7 protein-coding genes are annotated in these 5,156 nt (G+C 35.4%); all 7 read left to right on the top strand.

All coding sequences use genetic code 11. The annotated features are described in order from the left end of the window. The first annotated feature begins 410 nt into the window (after positions 1–410). Positions 411–1,241, top strand: a complete 831-nt coding sequence (locus B371_RS0101670) for a sigma-E processing peptidase SpoIIGA (protein ID WP_019412586.1) — start codon at positions 411–413, stop codon at positions 1,239–1,241. Between the two features lie 19 nt (positions 1,242–1,260). Next, positions 1,261–1,968, top strand: coding sequence for an RNA polymerase sporulation sigma factor SigE (sigE, locus tag B371_RS0101665; protein WP_019412585.1), 708 nt, complete (start codon positions 1,261–1,263; stop codon positions 1,966–1,968). A 96-nt stretch (positions 1,969–2,064) separates the two neighbouring features. Next, a complete protein-coding gene (gene sigG, locus B371_RS0101660) occupies positions 2,065–2,853 on the top strand; it encodes an RNA polymerase sporulation sigma factor SigG (RefSeq protein ID WP_019412584.1) in 789 nt (262 codons plus the stop codon). A gap of 81 nt (positions 2,854–2,934) precedes the next feature. Then, complete coding sequence (locus B371_RS0101655; RefSeq protein WP_019412583.1) at positions 2,935–3,195, top strand: PRC-barrel domain-containing protein; 261 nt, start codon at positions 2,935–2,937, stop codon at positions 3,193–3,195. A 66-nt stretch (positions 3,196–3,261) separates the two neighbouring features. Next, complete coding sequence (locus tag B371_RS0101650; RefSeq protein ID WP_019412582.1) at positions 3,262–3,963, top strand: YggS family pyridoxal phosphate-dependent enzyme; 702 nt, start codon at positions 3,262–3,264, stop codon at positions 3,961–3,963. After that, positions 3,947–4,411 carry a cell division protein SepF gene (locus tag B371_RS0101645; RefSeq protein ID WP_019412581.1) on the top strand — a complete coding sequence of 155 codons (465 nt, stop codon included), beginning with the start codon at positions 3,947–3,949 and terminating at the stop codon, positions 4,409–4,411. The genes B371_RS0101650 and B371_RS0101645 overlap by 17 nt, the downstream gene beginning before the upstream one ends. Before the next feature lie 17 nt (positions 4,412–4,428). Continuing rightward, positions 4,429–4,689: a YggT family protein gene (locus B371_RS0101640; protein WP_019412580.1), complete on the top strand. Its 261-nt coding sequence runs from the start codon at positions 4,429–4,431 to the stop codon at positions 4,687–4,689. The last annotated feature ends 467 nt before the right edge of the window (positions 4,690–5,156 follow it).

Below are 5,156 nucleotides of genomic sequence, written 5' to 3'. Positions count from 1 at the left end.
GTAACGGAAATCACACAGGAAACAAAAGTCGATACTATAGGAATAACCTTTTAAACTGATACTTAAATTATTTGCTCTCTTAAAGGACAGGGCCGAATTTGCCCGGTTTTTCTTAACTAGCATTTGAGCTATAAAAACGGACGGTTACACGTCGTATATTGTAATGCTAAGAAAGCTTACAATGTCTCCATGCTCCGCGATTTGTAAAGTGGAGATGCAATCTAGTATTCAAGAAAAAACACATAAAAGGAGACCGTGTAATAAAATAACTATACGAAAAACCCATTCCTAGTAGCCTAAGTGTGCACATAAGGAATGGGTTTTTTTGTCGTAGATTTTTTTAAAAAAATAACAAGAACTGACAGGTTTTGCAATAGGTAAGTGATACCTTATTTATAGGAGGTGAGAAAATGTATGCTGAAGTTTTAATAACTATTAATACTCTCATTAATTTTTCATTACTTTCTTTTTCAAACAAAATGGGGTCGTTTCATAAAAAAAGTTGGCGTTTATGGATAAGTGCATTTATTGGTGGACTAAGTATCGTTCTATTTGGGGGTAGTTTCTTTTCAATTGTTGTAACATTTATCTTTATGATAACGATCGCTTTTGGATTGAATCGGACAAATTGGTTACTTGCTGCTACAAACACATTGATTGGTGCTTTGTTTGCGGGTGGTTTATTAACTGTTGTTCAACCAGTCTTAGCAAGTGCTAGTTGGTATGTAGTCTTAATCGTCGCAGGAGGTGTATTGGTATTAAGCTTAGCAGGTGTAAGAAAAAACTGGTTTCGTATTAATTTAACAGCAATTAAAGATTCTTATATGGGTCAAGTGACAATTCGCTTGTTTCAACAGGAATTTCAACTCACCTCCTATTCGGACACAGGAAACCTTTGTACAGAACCACTGTCAGGAAATCCAGTTCACTTTATTAGTGCTGATAAGATGAAATCATTTATTCCTCTAGATTTATGGCACTATCTATTTGCCTTTGAAGGTACTACAACAGATGCATTCTATGAGATTCCAATGCCATTTAGATCTCAATTGCGTTTGATACGTCTTCAAACTGTTCAAAATGAGTCAAAGTGGGCAATAGGTATTAAAGTTGATCATATTAAATTAAAGACTAAAACCGAACAGACATTATCACCTTGTTATGTGGTACTTACCAAAAATGGCAAGAATTTTCCTCACCATTCAGACGTGATCTTGCATGCATCAACACTATTTAGCTAATTCAGGGAGGTCGAATGCTATGTTAATCAGAATTTGGAACAGGCTAATTGAGCTTTGGATTCACTGGCGCCGAAAAGGAACTTACTATATTGGCGGTAGTGAATCATTACCACACCCAATGAACCGTGAAGAGGAAGCAAGAACAATCCAAGCTTTTATGGATGGTAGTTTTACTGCTCGTGATACGCTGATTGAGCGTAATCTAAGATTGGTTGTATATATTGCAAGACGATTTGAAAACACGGGAACAAATATAGAAGATTTAATTAGTATTGGCTCAATTGGGCTAATTAAAGCGATTGAAACGTTTAATGTAGATAAAAAAATCAAACTTGCTACTTATGCTTCCCGTTGTATAGAAAATGAGATTTTGATGCATCTTCGGAAAACTAGTCGCTTAAAATCGGAAGTTTCATTTGACGAGCCATTGAATTCAGATGCAGATGGTAATGAATTATTATTATCCGACATTTTAGGAACAGGTGAACATATAATAACAGAAGACGTTGAGAAAAAAATAGAACGTCAATTTATGTTTTCAGCTATTGATATGTTAGATAAACGAGAAAAACATATTATGGAATGTCGCTTTGGGTTAAATGGTCAAGAAGAAATGACGCAAAAAGAAGTCGCTGATATGTTAGGTATCTCACAATCTTATATATCTCGTTTAGAAAAGAAAATCATACATGACTTAAGAGAAGAGTTAAATCAACCGATTGTTTAATGGGTGAAATTGGAGAACTTAAATTAGAATAGTTTCCTTCGAGGCGGACACACTGAAAGGTATCACAGTGTAAAGCTGAGTTCGGAGGGAAAAGTCATGGTACGTACAAAAGTTGAAATATGTGGAGTAGATACGTCTAAGCTACCTGTTTTATCAAATGAAGTAATGACACAAACCTTTATACGGTTACAGAGTGGTGATGAATTTGCTAAAGATGAACTTGTCATGGGGAACTTAAGACTAGTACTAAGTTTGGTTCAACGTTTCGCCTATCGTGGAGAACAAGCAGACGACCTGTTTCAGGTAGGTTGTATAGGATTAATAAAATCAATTGAGAATTTTGATTTAAAACACAATGTGCGATTTTCGACCTATGCTGTACCGATGATAATAGGAGAAATTAGAAGACATTTACGTGATCATCACCCAGTACGTGTCTCTCGATCTTTACGCGATATCGCGTATAAGTCGATGAAAGCAAAAGAACAATATATTACAGAACACTTGCATGAACCAACATTGATTCAACTATCAGAGTTAACAGAAATACCTCATGAAGATATTTTGTTTGCCCTAGATGCAATTCAGGAACCAATCTCATTACAAGAGCCGATTTATCACGACGGTGGTGATCCTGTCTTCATGCTCGATCAATTACGAGATGACCAAGTTTCTGAAGAATCTTGGTCCTCATATATTTTTATTAAGGAAAGCTTAAGTAAGTTAGACATGCGTGCACAAAAAATATTAGCTAAACGTTATTATTATGGAGAAACCCAAACAGAAATTGCTAAAGAATTAGGAATTTCACAGGCACAAATATCTAGACTTGAGAAGCATGCGGTACGTTTCATTCAAGAGCAATACAATGTTGATTTAAAGTAAAATAGGTCTAAAGCTTTTATTCCTTGAATAAAAGCTTTTTTTCTATTCATAAACATAAGCTATATAAAGGAGGAATTACTTTTGAAATTTACTGATATTCAACAAAAGGAATTTATTGAAGCGAAAGATGGGAGAATGCTTGGCTTTGTTAATGATGCAGAAATATCAAAAGAAAAAGGAACTATAGAGTCTTTTTTCTTGGCAGAACCAAAAAAAATGTTAGAAATATTCTCATCTAATCGTCCATCAATTGTAATTCGATTGAGCGATATTAAAGTAATTGGAAAAGATGTGGTGATTGTACAATCTAGCAGCAGGTTGGAAAACACTGATAAACATTGAATAATCGAAGTTGAATTGGTACAATAAAATATAATCACAATATCAAAAAAAGTTAGGAATTTTAAAATGCCAATTGATCAAAAATTTAAACTAATTCAAGAAAAAATTAGCCTATCATGTGCTCGTGCCAATCGTTCTATTTCTGATGTTCATATAGTAGCAGTGACAAAATCTGTTTCTATTGAACGTGCAGTCGAAGTGTTAGAAACGGGTCTAAAACATCTCGGTGAAAATCGCCCCGAGGGTTTGCTAAATAAACAAGCATCTATAAAAGAACCTGTAGTTTGGCATTATATAGGCTCATTACAAACACGAAAAGTAAAGCAAGTCATAAATTCAATTCAAGTTTTTCATTCGCTTGATCGAATGAGTTTAGCTGACGAGATTCAAAAAAGAGCAGACCATAAGATTGATTGCTTTGTGCAAGTGAATATTTCCGAAGAAGAAGCAAAACATGGAATTGAATTAAAAAGTGTTGAATCATTTATTGAATCTCTAGATAAACATGATCGAATTAATATAATAGGCTTAATGGGAATGGCACCAAATGGGGCAAACAATGAAGTAATAAGATCCTTGTTTAAATCATTAAAAGATATGCAATTAAAAATTGCTAGCCAGCACTATTCACATGCTCCTTGTTTAGAATTATCAATGGGCATGTCAAATGACTATGAAATCGCAATAGAAGAAGGCGCAACTTATGTGCGAATTGGTAAAGCATTAGTCGGAGAAGAAAGTGAGGATTCTCATGAGTATAAAAAATAAATTCAAAAACTTTTTTTACTTAGATGAAGAAGAAGAGGCAATTGCTACACAGAATGTTCGTAGAGAAGAGCCGCGTCAAGCGCATCAATCAAGTGTTCGTAAAACACCAAAGGAAAGAAAAAGTGTTCAAGTTGAATCAAATCAACCTTCCAATCTAGTAAGTCTTCAAAACTTACAAAAATCTTCAAAAGTAATATTAGTAGAACCCCGAGTGTATGCAGAAGCACAAGACATTTCCGAACATTTAAAGAATAAACGTGCGGTTGTTGTTAATTTACAACGTATTGACAAGGATCAAGGAATCCGTATTGTAGATTTTTTAAGTGGAACGGTGTATGCTTTAGGGGGAGATATTCAACGTATTGGCACCGATATATTTTTGTGTGCACCCGATACGGTTGAAGTAGCTGGAGCTATTTCAGACTACTTTTATGACGACATACAATAGAGGTGTAACTAGTTCATATGATATTTGTAATTGATATTATTCATAAAGCAATAGGATTGTATTCATTTTTGTTAATTATCTACATTTTCATGTCATGGGTACCGAGTTCAAGAGAAACAAAAATTGGTCGTTTCTTAGAGAAAATTTGTGAACCGTTCTTAGAACCATTTAGACGCTTTATTCCTCCGCTAGGCATGATTGATATTTCTCCAATTGTAGCTATTTTGACATTAAGATTAGCTGCGACAGGGGTACTTTCTTTAGCGAACTATATATAAAAGCTTGCCTCACTTTTGTGGGGCTTTTTTTGACATGTAAGGGTAATGAAACAGTTCTTTAGGTTTCCAATCAAACTGTCGAACTAAAAGCGCTCACGCCTTTTTTGCAAGATTAGAATGTATATAAATATAGTGAGCCATTTATCCAGTATTCACGGTATTTTAAGGAGTAAGTTCTAGTATGATACCGCTGATTTGCGCTCCAGGCGGACGCTTGCTGCGGCTCGCCTGCTAAAAGCGTCTACCGTAGCGGAAATAGACGGGTTTCTATGGGTACCCTTCTTAAGAGGACCAGGCGTACTTTGCACGGTTTTTCTTGGAAAATAAGAAAGTATATATATGTAGTGAGCCATGAATCCAGTATTCCCGGTATTTCAAGGAGTAGGTTCTAGTATAATACCGCTGATTTGCGCTCTAGGCGGACGCTTTCCACGGGGCGGGCGGCAAGCCTCCTCGGTCGCTAGCGC

It is taken from the genome of Paenisporosarcina sp. TG20, from assembly GCF_000286315.1.
GTDB lineage: Bacteria > Bacillota > Bacilli > Bacillales_A > Planococcaceae > Paenisporosarcina.
Note: the sequence above shows the minus strand (reverse complement) of the source record. Positions and strands in the feature narration are given on the sequence as shown.

Coding starts and splice junctions, on each gene's coding strand:
- B371_RS0101670 (WP_019412586.1), top strand. CDS start 411: ATGTATGCTGAAGTTTTAATAACTATTAATACTCTCATTAATTTTTCA.
- sigE (WP_019412585.1), top strand. CDS start 1,261: ATGTTAATCAGAATTTGGAACAGGCTAATTGAGCTTTGGATTCACTGG.
- B371_RS0101650 (WP_019412582.1), top strand. CDS start 3,262: ATGCCAATTGATCAAAAATTTAAACTAATTCAAGAAAAAATTAGCCTA.
- B371_RS0101640 (WP_019412580.1), top strand. CDS start 4,429: ATGATATTTGTAATTGATATTATTCATAAAGCAATAGGATTGTATTCA.
- B371_RS0101645 (WP_019412581.1), top strand. CDS start 3,947: ATGAGTATAAAAAATAAATTCAAAAACTTTTTTTACTTAGATGAAGAA.
- sigG (WP_019412584.1), top strand. CDS start 2,065: ATGGTACGTACAAAAGTTGAAATATGTGGAGTAGATACGTCTAAGCTA.